This window comes from Streptomyces sp. NPDC002588 (assembly GCF_040295925.1).
In the GTDB taxonomy this organism is placed as follows: domain Bacteria; phylum Actinomycetota; class Actinomycetes; order Streptomycetales; family Streptomycetaceae; genus Streptomyces.
This window is the reverse complement of sequence record NZ_JBEOWF010000002.1, coordinates 388,644-407,912: the sequence shown is the minus strand read 5'-3', so window position 1 is coordinate 407,912 and position 19,269 is coordinate 388,644. Positions and strand designations below refer to the sequence as shown.

General features: G+C 71.2%; 16 protein-coding genes and 1 pseudogene. 16 read left to right on the top strand and 1 reads right to left on the bottom strand.

Annotated elements, in window-relative coordinates:
* Nucleotides 1-48: 48 nt before the first annotated feature.
* Entirely contained in the window at nucleotides 49-741 is a 693-nt protein-coding gene (locus tag ABT057_RS04550) for a sigma-70 family RNA polymerase sigma factor (protein ID WP_352340939.1), read from the bottom strand.
* Nucleotides 742-901: 160 nt separating this feature from the next.
* Here ABT057_RS04550 and ABT057_RS04545 point away from each other — a divergent pair.
* From ABT057_RS04545 to ABT057_RS04470, 16 genes and pseudogenes are all read left to right on the top strand, one after another.
* A pseudogene (locus ABT057_RS04545) lies at nucleotides 902-1,207 on the top strand (pyridoxal-5'-phosphate-dependent protein subunit beta); the annotation flags it as partial.
* Nucleotides 1,204-2,502, top strand: coding sequence for an MDR family MFS transporter (locus ABT057_RS04540; protein ID WP_352340938.1), 1,299 nt, complete (start codon nucleotides 1,204-1,206; stop codon nucleotides 2,500-2,502). The pseudogene ABT057_RS04545 and the gene ABT057_RS04540, both read left to right, overlap by 4 nt.
* 215 nt (nucleotides 2,503-2,717) lie before the next feature.
* Nucleotides 2,718-3,917: an NAD(P)/FAD-dependent oxidoreductase gene (locus ABT057_RS04535; RefSeq protein ID WP_352340937.1), complete on the top strand. Its 1,200-nt coding sequence runs from the start codon at nucleotides 2,718-2,720 to the stop codon at nucleotides 3,915-3,917.
* Nucleotides 3,914-4,171 carry a 2Fe-2S iron-sulfur cluster-binding protein gene (locus ABT057_RS04530; RefSeq protein ID WP_352340936.1) on the top strand — a complete coding sequence of 86 codons (258 nt, stop codon included), beginning with the start codon at nucleotides 3,914-3,916 and terminating at the stop codon, nucleotides 4,169-4,171. Before ABT057_RS04535 ends, ABT057_RS04530 begins: the two co-directional genes overlap by 4 nt.
* On the top strand, nucleotides 4,164-5,582 hold the full coding sequence (locus ABT057_RS04525) for an FAD/NAD(P)-dependent oxidoreductase (protein ID WP_352340935.1): 1,419 nt from the start codon (nucleotides 4,164-4,166) through the stop codon (nucleotides 5,580-5,582). Before ABT057_RS04530 ends, ABT057_RS04525 begins: the two co-directional genes overlap by 8 nt.
* Nucleotides 5,579-6,508, top strand: coding sequence for a dihydrodipicolinate synthase family protein (locus tag ABT057_RS04520; RefSeq protein WP_352340934.1), 930 nt, complete (start codon nucleotides 5,579-5,581; stop codon nucleotides 6,506-6,508). The genes ABT057_RS04525 and ABT057_RS04520 overlap by 4 nt, the downstream gene beginning before the upstream one ends.
* 1 nt (nucleotide 6,509) lies before the next feature.
* Nucleotides 6,510-7,511 (top strand): proline racemase family protein, encoded by a 1,002-nt coding sequence (locus tag ABT057_RS04515; protein ID WP_352340933.1) that lies wholly within the window; start codon nucleotides 6,510-6,512, stop codon nucleotides 7,509-7,511.
* A gap of 111 nt (nucleotides 7,512-7,622) precedes the next feature.
* A complete protein-coding gene (locus tag ABT057_RS04510; protein ID WP_352340932.1) occupies nucleotides 7,623-8,291 on the top strand; it encodes a GntR family transcriptional regulator in 669 nt (222 codons plus the stop codon).
* 463 nt (nucleotides 8,292-8,754) lie between these two features.
* Nucleotides 8,755-10,314, top strand: coding sequence for an ABC transporter substrate-binding protein (locus tag ABT057_RS04505; RefSeq protein WP_352340931.1), 1,560 nt, complete (start codon nucleotides 8,755-8,757; stop codon nucleotides 10,312-10,314).
* A 1-nt stretch (nucleotide 10,315) separates the two neighbouring features.
* Nucleotides 10,316-11,278 carry an ABC transporter permease gene (locus ABT057_RS04500; RefSeq protein WP_352340930.1) on the top strand — a complete coding sequence of 321 codons (963 nt, stop codon included), beginning with the start codon at nucleotides 10,316-10,318 and terminating at the stop codon, nucleotides 11,276-11,278.
* A complete protein-coding gene (locus ABT057_RS04495) occupies nucleotides 11,275-12,273 on the top strand; it encodes an ABC transporter permease (RefSeq protein ID WP_352340929.1) in 999 nt (332 codons plus the stop codon). The genes ABT057_RS04500 and ABT057_RS04495 overlap by 4 nt, the downstream gene beginning before the upstream one ends.
* Nucleotides 12,270-13,085, top strand: coding sequence for an ABC transporter ATP-binding protein (locus ABT057_RS04490; RefSeq protein WP_352340928.1), 816 nt, complete (start codon nucleotides 12,270-12,272; stop codon nucleotides 13,083-13,085). The genes ABT057_RS04495 and ABT057_RS04490 overlap by 4 nt, the downstream gene beginning before the upstream one ends.
* Nucleotides 13,082-13,924: an ATP-binding cassette domain-containing protein gene (locus ABT057_RS04485; RefSeq protein WP_352340927.1), complete on the top strand. Its 843-nt coding sequence runs from the start codon at nucleotides 13,082-13,084 to the stop codon at nucleotides 13,922-13,924. The genes ABT057_RS04490 and ABT057_RS04485 overlap by 4 nt, the downstream gene beginning before the upstream one ends.
* Nucleotides 13,921-15,210, top strand: a complete 1,290-nt coding sequence (locus tag ABT057_RS04480) for an alpha/beta fold hydrolase (protein WP_352340926.1) — start codon at nucleotides 13,921-13,923, stop codon at nucleotides 15,208-15,210. Before ABT057_RS04485 ends, ABT057_RS04480 begins: the two co-directional genes overlap by 4 nt.
* The gene (locus tag ABT057_RS04475; RefSeq protein ID WP_352340925.1) at nucleotides 15,207-16,577 is read left to right on the top strand and encodes an aminopeptidase P family protein; all 1,371 of its coding nucleotides are present in this window, start codon (nucleotides 15,207-15,209) and stop codon (nucleotides 16,575-16,577) included. The genes ABT057_RS04480 and ABT057_RS04475 overlap by 4 nt, the downstream gene beginning before the upstream one ends.
* A complete protein-coding gene (locus ABT057_RS04470; protein WP_352340924.1) occupies nucleotides 16,574-19,228 on the top strand; it encodes a beta-L-arabinofuranosidase domain-containing protein in 2,655 nt (884 codons plus the stop codon). The genes ABT057_RS04475 and ABT057_RS04470 overlap by 4 nt, the downstream gene beginning before the upstream one ends.
* The last annotated feature ends 41 nt before the right edge of the window (nucleotides 19,229-19,269 follow it).

Sequence of the window (19,269 nt, the reverse complement as noted above, 5' to 3'; positions counted from 1 at the left end):
GGCAAAGGCCTCGTGAACTGCTGGTAGCCACCTGGTTACCAGGATGGATCAACAGGGCTGCGACAAGGCGTCAAGCCCCTGGAGCAGATCGATGAGGTGCGCCATGTCGCCGGCTCGCGCCGCGTGGAGGAAGGCTTCGAGCAGCCCGTCTCGCTCCGCTGAATCGACCGGGTTGTGCCGTTCGTCGGCGAGATGTCTGCGCGCCCGGAGCGCCAGTTGCCGCGCGTTGACCTCGCTGAGCCCGAGCGTTTCGGCGATTTCGCGGAACGGATATTCGAACGCCTCGCGAAGTACGTACACGGCGCGTTCGACGGGGGACAGCCGTTCCATCAGGAGCCGGACCGCGAACTCGAGCGCCTCCCCGCGTTCGGCCTCCCGCACCGGATCGACGGATGCGAGATCGCGTTCCGGAATCCATCCACCGGCACTGACCTCACGACGAGCGTGGGCCGAGGTTGCCGCGTTGAGCGCGACCCGGGTCGTGATGGTCACCAGGAACGCGACCCGATCCCGCACCTGCGCCCGGTCCGCGCCCTGCCAGCGGACCCACACGTCCTGAACGACGTCCTCGGCGTCCGCGGTGCGCCCCAGCGTCTGGTAGGCGATCCTGAACAGCAGGGAACGGACACTCTCGAAGTCCGCTGCGGCCTCGGGCTCGGAGCGAATGACGGTCGTCGTCGCGTCGGCGGTCGTACCCACGCTCGACGAGCCTGGCTCCGACACGACGTCGATGCTGGACAAGCGCATGACGATCTTCCCCACTCCCGGTGGTCTGGACCGCCGGGACTGGATCATCGTGCGCCAGGGCCCGGCTCTGTGACCTGTCCACCGTGGTCCGCCACGGGTGCCGGGCGCACCCGTGGAAACCCGGGTGCACCCCCGGGGGAGGCACGACCACGCAGTGGCCGGCTCGCACTACGCCACCGGAGGGTGGAGCGTGGGGGCGGTCGCCCTGGTCGCCGGCTGGCTGGCCCGCACCCTGCCCGCCGACACCCGGATCGCGGCGATCTTCCCCGACGGCCCGCAGCGCTACCTCGGGACGGTCTTCGACGACGACTACTGCGCCGCCCACGGGCTCCTCGACGGTCCTCCCGCTCCCGAACCCGAGGTGATCGGGCGCGTGGACGAGAAGGAAGTGGACCACTGGACGCGCTGCACCACCGTGATCGATCCGCTCACCCTGGGGTCCGTGGAGGAGAGCCGGTGAAGGGCACCCTCGCACAGGTACGCACCTACGAACGCAGCGTCCAGCTGTTGATGGTCAATCAGTTCACCATCAACCTGGGCTTCTACATGCTCATGCCCTACCTGGCCGCTCACCTCTCCGGCACGCTCGGACTGGCCGGCTGGGTCGTCGGACTCGTCCTAGGCGTACGGAACTTCAGCCAGCAGGGCATGTTCCTCGTCGGCGGGACGCTCGCCGACCGGTTCGGCTACAAGCCGCTGATCGTGGCCGGATGCGTGCTGCGCACGGTCGGCTTCGCGACGCTCGGCCTCGTCGACTCGCTGGCCGCGCTGATCGTGGCCTCCGCTGCCACCGGGCTTGCCGGGGCGTTGTTCAACCCGGCGGTCCGGGCGTATCTCGCTGCCGACGCGGGGGAGCGCAGGGTCGAGGCGTTCGCACTGTTCAACGTCTTCTACCAGGCCGGAGTCCTGCTCGGCCCGCTTGTCGGGATGGTGCTGACCGGGGTGGACTTCCGCATCACCTGCCTGGTCGCCGCCGGGATCTTCGCACTGCTCAGTGTCGTGCAGATCCGTGCGCTGCCCACGCGGCGCGCCGAGGACCCCAAGGGCAAGGAGAACCAGGGCCGCGATGGCGTCCTCACCCAGTGGCGCGGCATTCTCGCCAACCGTCCGTTCCTGCTCTTCTCCGGCGCCATGATCGGCTCATACGTCCTCTCCTTCCAGGTCTACCTCGCGCTGCCGCTGGAGGTACGACGGGTCGGCGGGGACGGAGAGTTCGGCACGGCGGCGGTGGCGGCGCTCTTCGCCGTCTCCGGGCTGAGTACGATCGTCGGCCAGACCAGGGTGACCGCCTGGTGCAAGGCCCACTACGAGCCGGGCCAGGCGCCGGCCCGAGGACTGGCGGCCATGGGTCTGGCCTTCGTGCCCCTGCTGCTGGCCACTGCTGTGCCCGTCCCCGAGTCCGGTGCCGGCCTGTGGCTGCTGGCCGCCGTGCCGCCCGCGCTCGCCGCACTGCTGCCGGCGGTCGGCACGATGATCGCGTACCCCTTCGAGATGGACACCATCGTCCGGCTCTCCGGTGACCGCCTCGTCGCCACGCACTACGGGCTCTACAACACCATCTGCGGGATCGGCATCACCCTCGGCAACCTCCTCACCGGCGCGGCCCTCGACGCCGCCCGCGAGGCGGGAATGCCCGCCCTGCCGTGGATCTGCCTGTGCGTGCTCGGCTTCGCCTGCGCGGCCGCCTTGTACGGCCTGCACCGCGCAGGGCGTTTGGCGACTCCGGTCGCCGATCCACAACCCGTTGCCGCCTGACCCGTCGACCGCGAACCGGGGTGGGCGCCATGCGGTGCCCACCCCGGCCGGGCCCGGCGCTTTCCTCAGGGAACGCTTGCGGATCCCCAGGCCCTTGCCGATGCCCTCGAAGGTGTGGCTGGGGTCCCACAGGGTACAGCGCGACACGGTGACCACTGTTCGGAGACGTGCATCAAGGCCTCCCGCCGCAATGGGACATGTGACATAGTACTGATGTGTCCACTCCTCTTCGGATCGTTGTCGTGGGCGCCGGCATCGTCGGCGCGGCGATCGCCCGTGCCCTGGCCCGCGCCGGCTGCGACGTGACCGTCGTCGATCGCGGCCCCACCGCCGGCGGAACCTCCGCCGGCGGTGAGGGCAATCTGCTCGTGTCCGACAAGGAGCCGGGCCCTGAGCTGCGGCTGGCGCAGCGTTCGCTCGCGGCCTGGGCGCGGATCGAGGACGAGTTGCGCGACGAGCTCCCCGCCGGATTCCCCAGCCTGGAACTGGAACGCAAGGGGGGCCTGGTGGTCGCCACGACAGAGGCCGGCGCGCAGGCTCTGTCGGCGTTCGCGAACGCCCAGCGGGGCGCCGGGGTGCTGGCCGAGACGGTGGACGACGCCCGGGCTCATGAGCTCGAGCCCGATCTGACACCGCACCACACCGCCGCGGTGTTCTACCCCGAAGACCTGCAGGTGCAGCCGGTGGCCGCGACCGAGGCGCTGCTGGCCGCGGCCCGCCGCCACGGCGCGCGCGTACACCAGGGCGTCGAGGTGACCGGGCCGGTGCTGTCGTCGGGTCGGCTCGTCGGCGTACGGGTCGCTTCCGGAACTCTGCCCGCCGACGCCGTGGTGCTCGCCGCCGGGCCCTGGTCCGGCCCGGTCGCGGAGCGGCTCGGTGTGTTCCTCCCGGTGCGTCCGCGTCGCGGCACGGTGCTGGTCACCTCACGGATGCCGGTGCGTGTGCGGCACAAGGTGTACGACGCCGACTACGTGGGCGCGGTCGGCTCGGGCGCGGCCGACCTGCAGGTCTCCAGCGTGGTCGAGTCGACCGCCGGCGGGACCGTCCTGATCGGCTCCTCCCGGGAGCGCCGCGGCTTCGACGAGCGGATCGAGGCCCGGGTGCTCGTCGCGCTGGCCGCGAAGGCACTGCTGCTGTTCCCCTTCCTGGCCGACACGCAGGTGATGCGCGCGTACGGAGGGTTCCGGCCGTTCGTCCCGGACCATCTGCCGGTGATCGGTGCCGACCCGCGGCTGCCCGGTCTGTGGCACGCGACCGGGCACGAGGGCGCCGGGATCGGCCTGAGCCTGGCCACCGCCGAGCTGCTGCGCGACCAACTCCTCGACGATGCCGACGACCCCGTCGATCCGCTGGCCGCCGAGTTCCGACTGGACCGTCCCACCCTGCTGCCGCATCTCGAAGGGGCCGCCCGATGACGGGGATTCATATCGAGGTCGACGGGGAACGGATCGCAGGCCTGGCCGGGCAGAGCATCGCCGGGCTGCTGCTGGCCGACGGGCGGGTGGCCTGGCGGCGTACCCGCACCGGCCGCCCCCGCGGTGTCTTCTGCGGCATCGGCGCCTGCTTCGACTGCCTGGTGACCGTCAACGGCCTGCGCGACGTGCGGGCCTGCCAGCGGCGGGCCGTGGACGGCGACAAGGTCGAGCTGCAGGAGGACGATCGTGACTGAGGTACTCGTCGTGGGCGGCGGACCGGCCGGGATGGCCGCGGCGCTGGCCGCCCGCCGCCACGGCGCCCGGGTCGTGCTGCTGGACGCCGGTGACGACGTCGGCGGGCAGTACTGGCGGCATCTGCCAGGCGGACGCGCCGACACGAGCGAGCGGCTGTGGCACCACGGCTGGGACCGCTTCGTCACCATGCGGGACGGACTGCTGGCCGACGAGGGCTGCGAGGTCGTGACCGGCGCACACGTCTGGTCCGTCGAACGGCGCGACGGCGCCCCGCCGCTGGTCCACGTGTTCGTCGGCGAGCCGGACGGGCAGGGGCGGGAGCCGCGCACCTACGATCCGGCGGCCCTGGTGCTCGCGACCGGGGCGTACGAGCGCACCCTGCCCTTCCCGGGCTGGGACCTGCCCGGCGTCTTCACCGCCGGGGCGGCGCAGGCATTGGCCAAGGGCGAGCGGGTGGCCGTCGGCCGCCGCGTTCTGGTGGCCGGTGCCGGGCCGTTCCTGCTGCCCGTCGTCTCCAGCCTGCTGCGGATCGGCGCCGACGTCGCGGGTGTGGTCGAGGCGGCCGGCCCGGCGCAGCTCGCCGGCGGCTGGGCGAGTCGGCCGTGGCAGCTGCTCGCGGCTCGGCACAAGGCCGGTGAACTGGCCGGGTACGCCCGCCAGTTGGCCGCCCGCCGCATTCCGTACCGGACCGGGGCGGCAGTCGTCGCGGCGCACGGCAGCGATCGCGTGGAGGCGGTGACCGTGGCGCGCCTGACCCGGGACTGGACACCGATCCCCGGTACCGGACGACGGATCGAGGTCGACGCCGTCTGCGTGAGCCATGGCTTCGTCCCGCGCACCGAGCTCGCCATCGCGGCCGGCTGCGCGGTGGACGAGGACGGCGCGGTCACCGTCGACGAGCGGCAGCGTACCTCGGTGCCCCAGGTCCTGACCGCCGGCGAGCTGACCGGCATCGGCGGCGCCGATCTGGCCCTGGCCGAGGGCGAGATCGCCGGGACCGTCGCCGCCGGGGGTGTGCCCGCACCGGGCGCGGTCCGCGAGCGGGCGGTCTTCCGGCAGTTCGCCGCGCGGCTCGCCGCCGCGCACGGCATCCGCCCGGGCTGGCGCGCCTGGGTGGACGACGACACCGTGGTGTGCCGCTGCGAGGACGTCACCGCGGGCGCCCTGCGCCGGGCGGCGGACCTGACCGGATCCCGCGGGCTGCGCTCGCTCAAACTGACCACCCGGGCCGGCCTGGGCCTGTGCCAGGGCCGCACCTGCGGCCGCACGGTCGAGGACATCCTTGCCGGCGCGAACGGGCCCGGCCTGCTCGACCCGGGCCGTACCGCCCACCGACCGATCGCCATCCCCGTACGCCTGGGCGAACTCTCCGTTTCGACCAGGGCCAGTAACCGAGAGGACGTTCCATGAGTTCCGCCCCGACCGATCTGCGCGGAGTGATCGTCGCCACCGCGCTGCCCTTCAAGGAGAACCCCTCGGCTCCCTCCGGACTGGAGGTCGACTACGACCGTTACGCGGAGCACTGTGACTGGCTCATCAACGAGGGCTGCCACGGCGTCGGTCCGAACGGATCGCTCGGCGAGTACTCCGCGCTGACCGACGAGGAGCGGCGCAAGGTCGTCCAGGTCGCCGTCGAAGCGGTCGGCGGACGCGGCGTCGTGGTCGCCGGGGTGCACGGGCCCGGCTGGCACCAGGCCCGGCACTGGGCCGAACTGGCCGCGGAGGACGGCGCCGACGGCGTGCTGGCGCTGCCGCCGACGATGTACCGGGCCAGCCATGAGCAGGTCGTCGAGCACTACACGAAGATCGACGAGGTCGGGCTGCCGATCATGATCTACAACAACCCGGTCGACACGAAGGTCGACCTCGTCCCCGACCTGGTGGCCGAGATCGCCCAGCTGCCCAACGTCACCGCGATCAAGGAATTCAGCGGGGACGTGCGGCGGCTCTTCGCGATCACCGAGCGGTGCGACATCGACGTCGTGGCCGGCGCCGACGATGTGCTGTTCGAGCTGATGGCCGACGGGGCGGTCGGCTGGTTCGCCGGCTTCCCCAACACCTTCCCCGCCGAGTCGGTGGCGATCTACGAGCACATGCTCGCCGGCCGGTTCGAGCAGGCCCGGGAGCTCTACAAGCACCTCGTCGCGGTGTTCCGGTGGGACTCGCGCACCGAGTTCGTGCAGGCCATCAAGCTCGGCATGGAGATGGTCGGCCGGTACGGCGGCCCGTGCCGCCCGCCGCGCGGCCCGCTCAGCGCCGAGCACGACGCCCAGGTGCGCGCCGACATGCGACGGGCCGTCGCGGCGCTCGAGGCGCACCGCACGGTGGGGGTCTGAGATGCGTTCGTCGCGGCTGTTCTCCGCCGTCGACTCGCACACCGAGGGCATGCCGACCCGGGTCGTGACCGGTGGCGTCGGGGTGATCCCCGGCGCCACCATGAACGAGCGGCGGCTGCACTTCGTCGAACACCTCGACCACGTACGGCGGCTGCTCGTGAACGAGCCGCGCGGCCACTCGGCGATGAGCGGCGCCATCCTGCAGCCGCCGACCCGCCCCGACGCGGATTTCGGTGTGCTGTACATCGAGGTGTCCGGGTGCCTGCCGATGTGCGGGCACGGCACGATCGGGGTGGCCACGGTACTGGTCGAGACCGGGATGGTCGAGGTCGTCGAGCCGGTGACCACCATCCGGCTGGACACCCCGGCCGGGCTGGTCGTGGCCAACGTCGAGGTCAAGGACGGGCACGCCGAAAGCGTCACGTTGGAGAACGTGCCCGCGTACTGCGACCGGCTCGACGAGATCATCGAGGTGCCCGGCCTCGGCGGGATCAGGTACAGCCTGGCGTTCGGCGGGAACTTCTACGCCATGGTGGACCTCGACGACGTACGGCTGCCGTTCGACCGCGCGCGCAAGGACGAGATCCTGGGAGCGGGGCTGGCGATCATGGACGCGATCAACACGTCGGCACCGCCCGAGCACCCGGAGATCGACGGTGTCGGCCACTGCCACCATGTGGAGTTCATCGCGCCCGGTTCGAACGCCGCGCACTCGCGGCACGCCATGGCCATCCATCCGGGATGGTTCGACCGGTCGCCCTGCGGAACCGGCACGTCGGCGCGGATGGCCGAACTGCACGCCCGCGGTGAGCTGGCGTTGCACCGGGATTTCGTCAACGAGTCCTTCATCGGCAGCCGGTTCACCGGCCGACTGGTGGGAGAGACCACGGTCGGCGGCCTGCCCGCGGTGCTGCCGACCATCACCGGCCGGGCCTGGGTGACGGGGATCGGCCAGTACCTGCTGGACCCCACCGACCCCTACCCGGCGGGTTTCGAGTTCTGAGGCCGACGTGACCCTCGCATCTGTGACGGCCGGCGAGTGCGATACTCAGCACTGGCTCGGCCGACGATGGTTGGCGAGGTGTGACATGTCAGTTGTGGGAGGACGGCGCGGATGAGTTCATCGATCATCGGCCCGGTGTCGGTGGGGGCGAGCCTGCGCGGCGCGGTGGAGGACGCGGTGGCCGCGGCGATCGTCTCGGGCGAACTCGCCCCGGGGACTCTGGTCACCGCGCCGACGCTGGCCACACGTTTCGGGATCTCCGCCACCCCGGTCCGTGAAGCCTTGCTCAACCTGCAGGGACGCGGGTTCGTCGACGTGGTGCGCAACAAGGGTTTCCGGATCACCGAGGTCAGCGAGCAGGACCTCTGGGAGATCGTGCGGCTGCGCCAGCTGCTGGAGGCGCCGCCGATGCGGGAGATCGCGCGGGCACTGCAACCGGAGGCCGTGGCCGACCTGCGGCGCAGGGCCCAGATGATCGTCGATGCGGCCGTAGCGGCCGATCTGGCGGCCTATCTCGCCGCCGACATGGCCTTCCACCTGCGACTGCTGGAGCTGCACGGCAACCGCCGGCTGGTCGCGATGGTGAAGGACCTGCGCCAGCAGACCCGCATGGTGGGCCTGGCCGACATGATCGGCACCGCGGAGCTGGCCCGTTCGGCCGCCGAGCACCACAGCCTGGTGGACCTGTTGGAGGCACGTGACGGGCGGGGCGCGGAAACCCTGCTCACCGCCCACATCGGACACGTCCTCGGCTGGTGGAACGGCCGCTCGGAGGACTGAGGCGCCCCATGTGACGAGCCCGCCCGGCCGAGCCGGGCGGGCTGTCGGCGCGCGCCCGTGAACCGAAATGTCGGCGCAGTAAATTCTGGCGTGAGCCCTTCTCCGGAGAGGTGTCACATATTACTGTCTCCTCCAGTGGCCGGGATCGCAGAGATCCCGATCGCCCCGTGAGACCGGTCGCGGCTGCTCCGTTCGCGTGCCCACCGGAACTCGTGGCGCCTCTGCTCACCGTTTCCCCACTCAGTCGCTGGTCCGTCCTGCCCGTCACCCGTCCCGCTCATCCGGACGGCCGGACTGCCCGCACCCGACCGGAAGGTAGGACCCCTTGAAGAGAACCTCGTCTTCAGCGGCACTCGCTGGGCTGGCGGCCGGCTTACTCGCCCTTTCGGCATGCACCGGTGGCGGCTCCTCGTCCACGGGCGCAGGCGGTGGGAGCGGCGGGACCGCGGTCAAGGGCGGGACCGTGCAGGTCCTGCAGTCGACCGACTTCTCCTATCTCGACCCGTCCCGCGGCTTCGACGGCGGCGTCAACGCGTTGTACCGCCTGCTGTACCGCCAGTTGGTCACCAAGGCACCCAACGACGCCAAGGACCCCAACGCGATGGTCCCCGACCTCGCGGAGAGCCTCGGCAAGGTCTCCGCCGACGGTCTGACCTGGACCTACAAGCTCAAGGCCGGCATCAAGTTCGACACCGGCGCGCCGATCACGTCCAAGGACGTCAAGTTCGGCATCAGCCGCGGCTGGGACCCGGAGATCGGCATCGGCGCGCCGTACCTGAAGCAGCTGATCGATGCGCCGAAGGGCTATCAGGGGCCGTACCGCTCGGGCGAGTTGCGGACGATCGAGACACCGGACGACCGGACGATCGTCTTCCACCTCAAGGCGCCCTACCCCGAGTTCGACGCGGCGCTGTCCATGCCGAGCGGCACCCCGTTCCCGGTCGGCACCGGCGGGGGCACCTCGTTCATCAAGGACGTCGTCGCCTCCGGTCCCTACGATCTGGAGAAACTGACCCCGGGCAGCCTGATCCAGCTCAAGCGCAACCCGCACTGGGACGCGAAGGGCGACAAGGTCCGCAAGGCCTACCCCGATGCGTGGCGCTTCACCATCGGCGTCGAGGGCGCCACCATCGACGAACGTCTCATCGCCGGCCAGGGCACCGACATCAACGTGATCTCCGGCAGCGTCCAGACCGCCACCCTGGCCCGTCTGCAGACGCCGCAGCTCAAGGCACGGACGGTCAAGGCGCCGTCGACCTGTCTCACATACATGGGTCTCAACACGACGAAGAAGCCGCTCGACGACGTGAAGGTGCGCCAGGCCGTCAACTACGCGGTGGACAAGAGCTCCGTGCTCAACGCCAGCGGCGGCACGCAGCTCGCGACGGTCTCCAACAGCCTCCTTCCGCCGTCGGTCTCCGGGCACGTCGACTACGACCCCTATCCGAGCGCGGACAACGCCGGTGACGTGGCCAAGGCCAAGCAACTGCTCACCGAGGCGGGCCACCCGAACGGCTTCACGATGACCCTGGACATACGCGCGAAGGACATCGACCAGCGCCAGGGAGAGGCGATCCAGCAGGCGCTCAAGCGGGTCGGCATCGAGGTCAAGCTGAACGTGATCGACGCGTCGACCTACTACGAGACGATCGGCACACCGTCGCAGCAGCACGACGCGGCGATCACCGGCTGGTGCCCGGACTGGGCGTCGAGCGCGTCGACGTTCCTGCCGCCGCTGTTCGACGGCCGGCACATCACCGCCAAGGGCAACCAGAACCTCTCCCAGCTCGACGACAACGCTGTCAACGCCGAGATCGACCGGATCACCGCGCTGACCGACCTGGCCGCCGCGAACAAGGCCTGGGGCGAGCTGGACAAGAAGATCATGGCGTTGGCTCCCTTCGTTCCGCTGAACGTCGCGAACCGCATCTACCTGCCGGGCGCCAACGTGGCGGGGGTGATCGCTCCCAGCGGCGACGTCGACTACGGGATCATCGGTCTCAAGGACCCGGCGAAGGGCTGACATGACGATCTCGTCAACCGGCCCACAGGCGCCGGAGGTGTCCGCACCGGGCACCGTCGGCACCGCCGCCGCCCCGGCCCCCCGCCGGAGCGTGGCCCGCGCCCTGCTCCGCGACCCGGCGGCCGTGGCCTGCCTCGGTTACATCGCACTGATCGTGCTCATGGCGGTGTTCGCACCGCTCATCGTCCGGGTCAGCGGCTGGGACCCCTACGAGTTCGACCAGAGCGCCATCGACCCCGACCTCGGCGGCACACCCGTCGGGTCCTGGGGCGGCATCTCCGGGTCGCACTGGCTCGGTGTCGAGCCCGGCAGTGGCCGGGACATCTTCGCCCGGATCGTCTACGGCGCCCGTTCCTCACTGCTCATCGCCCTCGCCGCGACGCTGCTCACCACGGTGCTCGGCATGGTGTTCGGCCTGCTGGCCGGATACTTCGGCGGTCGCACGGACATGCTGATCTCGCGGGTCATGGAGTTCCTGATGGCGTTCCCCGCGCTCATCTTCATGATCGCCGTGCTGTCCGCACTGCCCGCGGACGACCGGCAGTACCTGCTGGTCCTGGTGATCTCGCTGTTCGGCTGGCCCTATCTGGCCCGGATCGTGCGAGGACAGACCATGTCGCTCAAGGAGCGCGAGTTCGTCGAGGCGGCCCGGGCGTCCGGGGCCTCCCGCACCGCCATCGTGTTCACCGAGATCCTGCCCAACCTGCGCTCGACCGTCCTGGTCATGGTGACCCTGGCGGTACCCGGTTACATCGGTACCGAGGCCGGGCTGTCCTTCCTCGGCGTCGGCCTCGTACCGCCCACGCCGTCCTGGGGGCAGATGATCTCCAGTTCGGTGAGCTGGTACGCGGTGGTCCCCACGTACTTCCTGGTGCCGGGCGTCTTCCTGGCGCTGCTGGTGCTGTCCTTCATGGTCCTCGGCGACCACATCCGGGCCGCCGTCCAGCCGGGGGGCCGCTCATGACCCGCTACGTCGTGCACCGCGTGCTGGGCATGCTGCTGGTGCTGTTCCTGGTCTGCCTCTTCACCTACATCATCTTCTTCGCCCTGTCGCCGGACCCGGCCGTGCAGATCTGCGGCAAGAACTGCACCCCGGAGCGCATCGACCAGATCCGCGCCAACCTCGGCCTGACCGACCCGTTCCTCACCCAGTTCCTGCACTTCCTGCAAGGGCTGTTCGCAGGCCGTGACTACGGCAGCGGCCCGTCCACGGTGCACTGCCCGGCACCCTGCCTCGGCTACTCCTTCCAGACCTCCCAGCTCGTCACCGACATGATCGTGCAGCGGCTGTCGGTGACCCTGGTGGTCGCCCTCGGCGCGGCCGTGCTCTGGCTGGTCATGGGCGTACTCGGCGGTCTGCTCAGCGCCGTGCGCGAAGGGAGGTTCGCCGACCGGTTCATCGCCGGACTCACCCTCGGCGGCATGTCGATCCCGAACTACGTGCTCGCCCTCGCGCTGCAGTACGTGCTCGTGGTGTGGCTGCAATGGCTGCCGTTCCCGCAGGCCGTGCAGTTCGCCGACGACCCGGGGCAGTGGTTCCTCAACTTCATCATGCCCTGGACGGTGCTGGCGATCGGCTACGCCTCGTCGTACACCCGGCTCACCCGGGCCAACGTCATCGACACCCTGGACGAGAACTTCGTGCGGACCGCGCGGGCCAAGGGCCTGCGGCCCGACCTGGTGTGGCGGCGGCACGCCCTGCGGCCCGCGCTGACCCCGATCGTCACGATCGCAGGCATGGACTTCGCCGGCCTGCTCGGCGGCGCGCTGATCACCGAGACGGTCTTCGGGCTCAACGGCGTCGGCAAACTCGCGGCGGACTCCATCACCAAGAACGACCAGCCGGTGATCATGGCGGTGACGCTGCTCGCGGCGTTCTTCGTCGTGGTCGGCAACATGGCCGTCGACCTGCTGTACTCGGCGATCGACCCGCGGGTCGGAGTGGGAGCGGCGTCATGAGCGACCTGCTGCGCGTCCGCGGCCTGACCGTCGCCTTCCACGGCGTACCGGTGGTCGACGCCATCGACTTCGCCGTACCGCCCGGCGGCGCCCTCGGCGTCGTCGGCGAGTCCGGCTCGGGCAAGTCGATGACGAGTCTCGCGATCATGGGGCTGCTCCCGAAGGGCGCCACCCGCGCCGGGAGCATCGAGTTCGACGGCGGCGAACTCACCACGCTGAACGAACGCGGCATGCGAGCCGTTCGCGGCGACCGGATCGCGATGGTCTTCCAGGACCCGCTCTCCTCGCTGAACCCGTACTACACGGTGGGTACGCAGATCGCCGAGGCCTACCGGTCGCACCGCTCCGGCGTCAGCCGCCGGACAGCCCGCAAGGTGGCGATCGAGGCGATGGAACGCGTGCACATCCGCGACGCGGCCCGCCGGGTCGACGAGTACCCGCACCAGTTCTCCGGCGGCATGCGCCAGCGCGTGATGATCGCGATGGCGCTCAGCACCGAGCCCGACCTGATCATCGCCGACGAGCCGACCACCGCGCTCGACGTCACCGTCCAGGCCCAGATCCTCGAACTGCTCGCCGAGGTACGCCGCGACACCGGTGCCGCGCTCATCCTCATCACCCACGACCTCGCCGTGGTCAGCGAGGTCGCCGACACGCTGATCGTCATGCGGCACGGCAAGGTCGTCGAGTCCGGCACCGCCGAGCAGATCTTCTGCGACCCGCGGCACCCGTACACCCGGGCGCTGATCGAAGCGGTCCCGCGGATCGACGACGAGATCGGTGAACTGCAGACCCTGGGAGGCGACACATGAGCTCCGAACCACTGCTGCGGGCCCGGGACCTGGTCAAGGAGTTCCCCGTGGCGGGTACGGCCGGCCTGCTGCGCCCCGCGCGCAGGTTCACCGCGGTCGACTCCGTCTCCTTCGACCTGCACGCGGGCAGAACCCTCGCGCTGGTGGGGGAGTCCGGGTCGGGCAAGTCGACCACCGCGCGGCTCGCCGCCCGGCTGGTCGACGTCACGTCGGGCACCGTCCACCTCGACGGCCGCGACATCACCGCCCTGCACGGGCCCGACCTGCTGGAGATACGCCGCGACATACAGGTCGTCTTCCAGGATCCGTTCTCGTCGCTCAACCCCCGGCACACCGTCGAGCGCATCGTCACCGCGCCCCTGCGCTACCAGAAACGGCCGATACCCGGAGGCACCCGGAGGGTCGCCCGAGCGCTCATGGAACGGGTGGGGCTCGACCCCGACCACGTCGACCGCTACCCCGCCCAGTTCTCCGGCGGGCAGGCACAGCGCATCGGCATCGCCCGCGCGCTCGCCGTGAGCCCGCGCGTACTGGTCTGCGACGAGGCGGTCTCGGCACTCGACGTCTCGGTGCAGGCGCAGATCATCAACCTGTTGCGCGAACTGCAGCGCGAGGAGGGCTTCGGCTGCCTGTTCATCGCCCACGACCTCGCCGTGGTCCGGCAGATCGCCACCAGCGTCGCGGTGATGACGGCCGGCCGCGTGGTGGAGGCCGGTGAGCGGGACGCGGTCTTCGACGATCCGCAGCACGAGTACACGCGCACACTGCTGGCCGCCGTGCCGCGTATCCGCCCCGAGTGGGACGCGCGCCGACGCAACTCGACCGGAGCCACCGCATGAACCCGCTGGAATACCCCCTGCCCGGCGCCTGGGTCCGCGAGTTCACCGTCGCCGCGCCACTGGACTGGTCCGATCCCGGCGGCGAGCGCATCGAGCTGTTCGTCCGGGAGTTCACCGACCCCGAACGCCGCCACGACGAACTGCCGCTGCTGACCTATCTGCAGGGCGGCCCCGGCGGCGCGAACCCCCGGCCCGCCCCGATCGGAGACTGGCTGACCGAGGCACTGCGGCACTACCGGGTCGTCCTGGTCGACCAGCGCGGCACCGGGCGCAGCACCCCGGTCGACGGAACCGACATCGCCGGTTTCCCCGACGCCCGTGCGGCCGCGGACCACCTGCTGCACTTCCGGGCCGACTCGATCGTGCGCGACCTCGAACACGTCAGGGCACGGGCCTACGACGGCAGACGGTGGGCCACGCTCGGGCAGAGCTTCGGCGGGTGGATCACCCTGACCTACCTGTCGCACGCCCCCGAGGCACTGACCGCCTGCTACGTCTGCGGCGGGATCCCCGGCACACCGCCCGATGCGGAAGAGGTCTACCGGCGCACGTTCGACCGGGTGGCCGGCAAGACCGCCGACTTCTACCGGCGCTACCCGCAGGACATCGCCGCGGTGGCGGCGATCGCCGACCGACTCGCCGCCGGTGACGTGACGCTGCCCGACGGCTCGCCGCTCTCGGTGCGCCGGTTCCAGACCCTGGGCGGGGAACTCGGCTTCGGAGCCGGCCACCAGCGCCTGCACTGGCTGGTCTCCGAAGCGATCCGCAAGGACGGCAGGATCGACGGCCGGTTCCTGGAGACGGTGCTGGTCAAGACGTCGAACGCGGGGAACCCGCTGTTCTGGACCCTCCAGGAGTCGATCTACGGCGACGGCGCGAACGGTCCCTTCCGCTGGGCGGCCCAGCGTGAACGCGACCGGCGGCCGGAGTTCGCCGAGGACCGCCGGCCGCTGCTGTTCACCTCCGAGATGACGTTTCCGTGGATGTTCGAGGAGATCCGGGCGCTGCGGCCGTTCGCGCCCGCGATGGCCGAGCTCGCCGAGCAGAAGACCTGGAGCCCGCTCTACGACCTCGACCGGCTCGCGGCCAACGACGTCCCGCTGGCCGCCGCCGTGTACGCCGACGACGTGTTCGTCGACGCCGGGCTGCAGCGCGACACCCTGACCCGGATCGGCAACGCGCAGACGTGGGTGACCAACGAGTACGAACACGACGGTATCGCCGACGGCCGGGTGCTGCGCCGGCTGCGGGAGATGGTCCGCGACAGAGGAGGCGAAAAGCGTTGACCGAGATCACCACCCCGCCGTACGCGGGAACGAAGCCGCCACGGCTGGCCGACGAAAGCCCCGGCTTCCTGGCCCGCATCGGGCAGGGCTGGGCCGAACGCGACGTCCCGGCGCCGGTGACTCCGGCCGCGGCACGGGCGGCGGCCGAGCACCGGGCCCGGCTGAGCGCCTGCCTGCCGGACCGGACCCTGGTCCTGGCGGCGGGCCGCGCCCGCCACCGCAACGGCGACGCGGACTACCCGTTCCGGGTGGACAGCGACTTCCTGTGGGCCACCTCGTGCCAGGTCGAGGGCGCGGTCCTGGTGATGAAGCCCCGGCCGGGCGGCCACGACGCGGTGTTGTACATGCCCGCTCCGGCCCGGCCCGGCGAACGCGACTTCCACGCCAGCGCGGCGCACGGGGAACTGTGGGTCGGCCCGTCGGCGGGACTCGCGGCGTGGTCGGCCGCGCTGGATCTGCCGGTGCGGCCTGTCGGTGACCCCGACGACATCGGTGAGCGGCACGACGGCCGGCCGGACGAGGTGCGCACCGTGCTCTCCGACCTTCGCATGATCAAGGACGACTGGGAGATCGCACAGCTGCGTGAGGCCGTGGACCACACAGTCGCCGGATTCGCCGCCGTCGCCGACGAGATCCCGCGGGCCGTCGCCGACGGCCTGGGGGAGCGCTGGCTGCAGGGCACCTTCGACCGGCACGCCCGCACCTTCGGCAACGGGCCCGGCTACAGCACCATCGTCGGCTCCGGCGAGCACGCGCCGATCCTGCACTGGGTCCGCTGCGACGGCCCGGTCCGGCCCGGCGAGACCCTGCTGCTCGACATGGGCGTCGAGGCGAACTCCCTCTACACCGCGGACGTGACCCGGACGGTACCGGTGGCCGGCACCTTCACACCGGTCCAGCGCCGGGTGCACGACCTGGTCGAGGCCGCGCACCGCGCGGGCATGGACCGGGTACGCCCCGGCGCCACCTACACCGACTTCCACTTCGCCGCCATGGAGGTGCTGGCCCGCGGACTGCACGACTGGGGGCTGCTGCCGGTCTCGGTCGACGAGGCCCTCGCACCCGAGGGCCAGCAGCACCGCCGCTACATCGTCTGCGGTATCGGCCACCACCTGGGCCTGGACGTGCACGACTGCGGCTCGTCGTCGTACGAGCGGTACCAGGGCGCTCCGCTGCGGCCCGGCATGGTGCTGACGGTCGAGCCCGGTCTGTACTTCCATGCCCACGACGAGACCCTCCCCCCGGAACTGCGCGGGATCGGCGTCCGCCTGGAGGACGACCTCCTGGTCACCGGGACCGGGCACGAGGTGCTGTCGGACGCGCTGCCGATCGACGCCACCGGACTCGAGAAATGGGCGGCCCGATGACTCGCGCCCAACCCTTCGCCCTGCGGGACGTGGACCTGCTCGACGGCGTGCACTCCCGGACCCGGGACCAGATGCTGTATCTCGCCAGGGTGTTCCCGGTGGACCGGGTGCTCGCGGTCTTCCGCGCCAACGCGGGGCTCGACACCCACGGGGCGCTGCCGCCCGGCACCTGGGAGGACTTCGGCCATGCCGACGAGCGAGCGTGGTCCGAGGCCGACTACCCCGGACCGGGCCTGGCGCCCACGGCGAGCCTGTTGCGCGGACACTACGCGGGGCACTTCCTGTCGATGCTGTCGCTCGCCTACGCGTCCACCGGCGAGGAAGCCCTGCTGAGCAGGGCGCACGAGATGGTCGCGGGCCTGGCCGAGGTGCGTGACGCGCTGGCGGCGACCGGGCGCTACAGCCATCCGGGATTTCTGGCGGCGTACGGCGAGTGGCAGTTCTCGCGGCTGGAGGAACTGGCTCCGTACGGGGAGATCTGGGCGCCGTACTACACGTGCCACAAGATCATGGCGGGGTTGCTCGACGCGTATGAGCTGACGGGCTCGAAGCCTGCGCTGGAGATCGCCACCGGCATGGGGCACTGGGTGGCCGACCGGGTGCTGCGGCTGGAGCGGGCACAACTGCAGCGCATGTGGTCGCTCTACATCGCCGGCGAATTCGGCGGCATGAACGAGACCATGGTGAAACTGCACCGGATCACCGGCGAGCCGTCGTTCCTGCGCACCGCCGCGGCGTTCGAGGTCGACAGCCTGCTCGACGCCGCGGTCGAGGGCCGTGACGTGCTCGACGGCATGCACGCCAACCAGCATCTCCCGATGCTCGTCGGGCACCTCGACCAGTACGACGCCACCGGCGACCGCCGCTACCTCGACGCGGTGGTCGCCCTCTGGGACCAGATCGTGCCGGGCCGGACCTTCGCGCACGGCGGCACCGGCGAGGGCGAACTGTGGGGCCCCGCGGACACAGTGGCCGGGTTCGTCAAGCGGCGCAACGCCGAGACCTGCGCCACCTACAACCTGCTGAAGATCGCCCGCTCGCTGTTCGGACACACCCTCGACAGCCGGTACGCCGACTACGCCGAACGCGCCTCGCTCAACCACATCGTCGGCTCCCGCGCGGACGTCACATCGGCCACCAGCCCCGAGGTCCTGTACATGTACCCGGTGGACCCGGGCGCCGTCCGCGAGTACGACAACGTCGGCACCTGCTGCGGCGGCACCGGCCTGGAGAGCCACGTCAAGCACCAGGAATCGGTGTGGTTCCACGCACCCGGGCACCTGTATGTGACGCAGTACGTACCGTCGCGGTTGCGCCACGCCGACGGGCAGGTGACCTTGCGGACCAGGTACCCCCGCGACGGGAAGGCGGTACTCGAGTTCGGCTTCGCCTTCCCGGGTGAGCTGCACCTGCGCATCCCGCCCTGGGCAGCCGGCGCCCGGGTCGACGGCGTTCAGGTGCCGGTGCCGGACACCGGATTCGTGACGCTGCGGCGCGACTTCCGCCCCGGAGACACCGTGGAGCTCGACCTGCCGATGCCCCTGCGGCTGGTGCCAACCCCCGACGACCCCACGCTGGTCAGCCTGGAACTCGGCCCCACGGTGCTGCTTGCGCGTGACGACGCCACCACCACCCTGCCGGTCACGGCGGCCGCCCACCGGCGTCTCGACGGCAGCATCGCCGGACACACCACCGACGGCGACCTGGTCTCGGTGTTCGGCCGGACCTTCGAACCGGCCTGGTCCGGCGGTGACCACCGCCATCACATGTACCTGCGCCTGGCCGACCCGGAGATCGCCTTCCTGGACAGCGTGCCCGCGGTGCCCGACCGCCATGACGCCGAGGGCTGGTCGTTCCTCACCGGACTGTGGGCGGACGGCGGATACGACGATGTCGCCGCGTTCTTCACCGCCGTCCACCGGGGTGTGGTGCGGGCGGCCCGGTCCGGGCTGCTGAGCCGGGACGAGGCGGTCGAGGTGCTCATGGCGGCCGCCGCGAGCACCCTCGACAGCCCGGCCGTGCCCCGCCGCGGTGTGGTCGGCCCGGACTCGGCGGACGTACCGCGCGTGACCCGGGTGACCTCCGCGGACGGGCAGCCGGTCGAGGATGTCGTCGAGTGGTCGCTCCCGGCGGACGTCGGCGTGGGGGACCCGCTGCCGGTGGTCCGGGTGGAGGTGACCGGCGACCGCGCCCCGTCCGGCTGGTACACCCGCGAGCCGGGCTTCACGGTGACCTCGCTCTCGCCGGCCACTGTGGAGGCCGCGGTGGGCGAGGGCACATGGCAGCCCGCGACCGGTGTGCTCGCGCTGGACGGCGAGGGCCGGTACCTGCTCCGGGGCCGGGCCACCGACGCTTCCGGCCGGGTCGTCCACGCCACGCGCGAGGTCGCCGTGGACACGCGGCCCCCGTCGGTGCGTGCCGAAGTCCGTCCGCTCGGACCGAGCAACGTCGAGGTGACCCTCCACGCCGCCGACGACGTGTCCGGCGTGGACCACGTCCAATGGCGTACCCCGGAGACGTTCTGGGGCGTCTACCAGGAGCCGTTCACCAGGGCGCTGCGCGACGAACCGCAGACCCTTGAGTTCATCGCCACCGACCGCGCCGGAAACACCACAGCGGTCCAGCGGGTGACGTTGCCCCCGCAGCTGTGAGCATCCCGCCCCTTTCACGGACCCGGAACCGGAGTGAACGC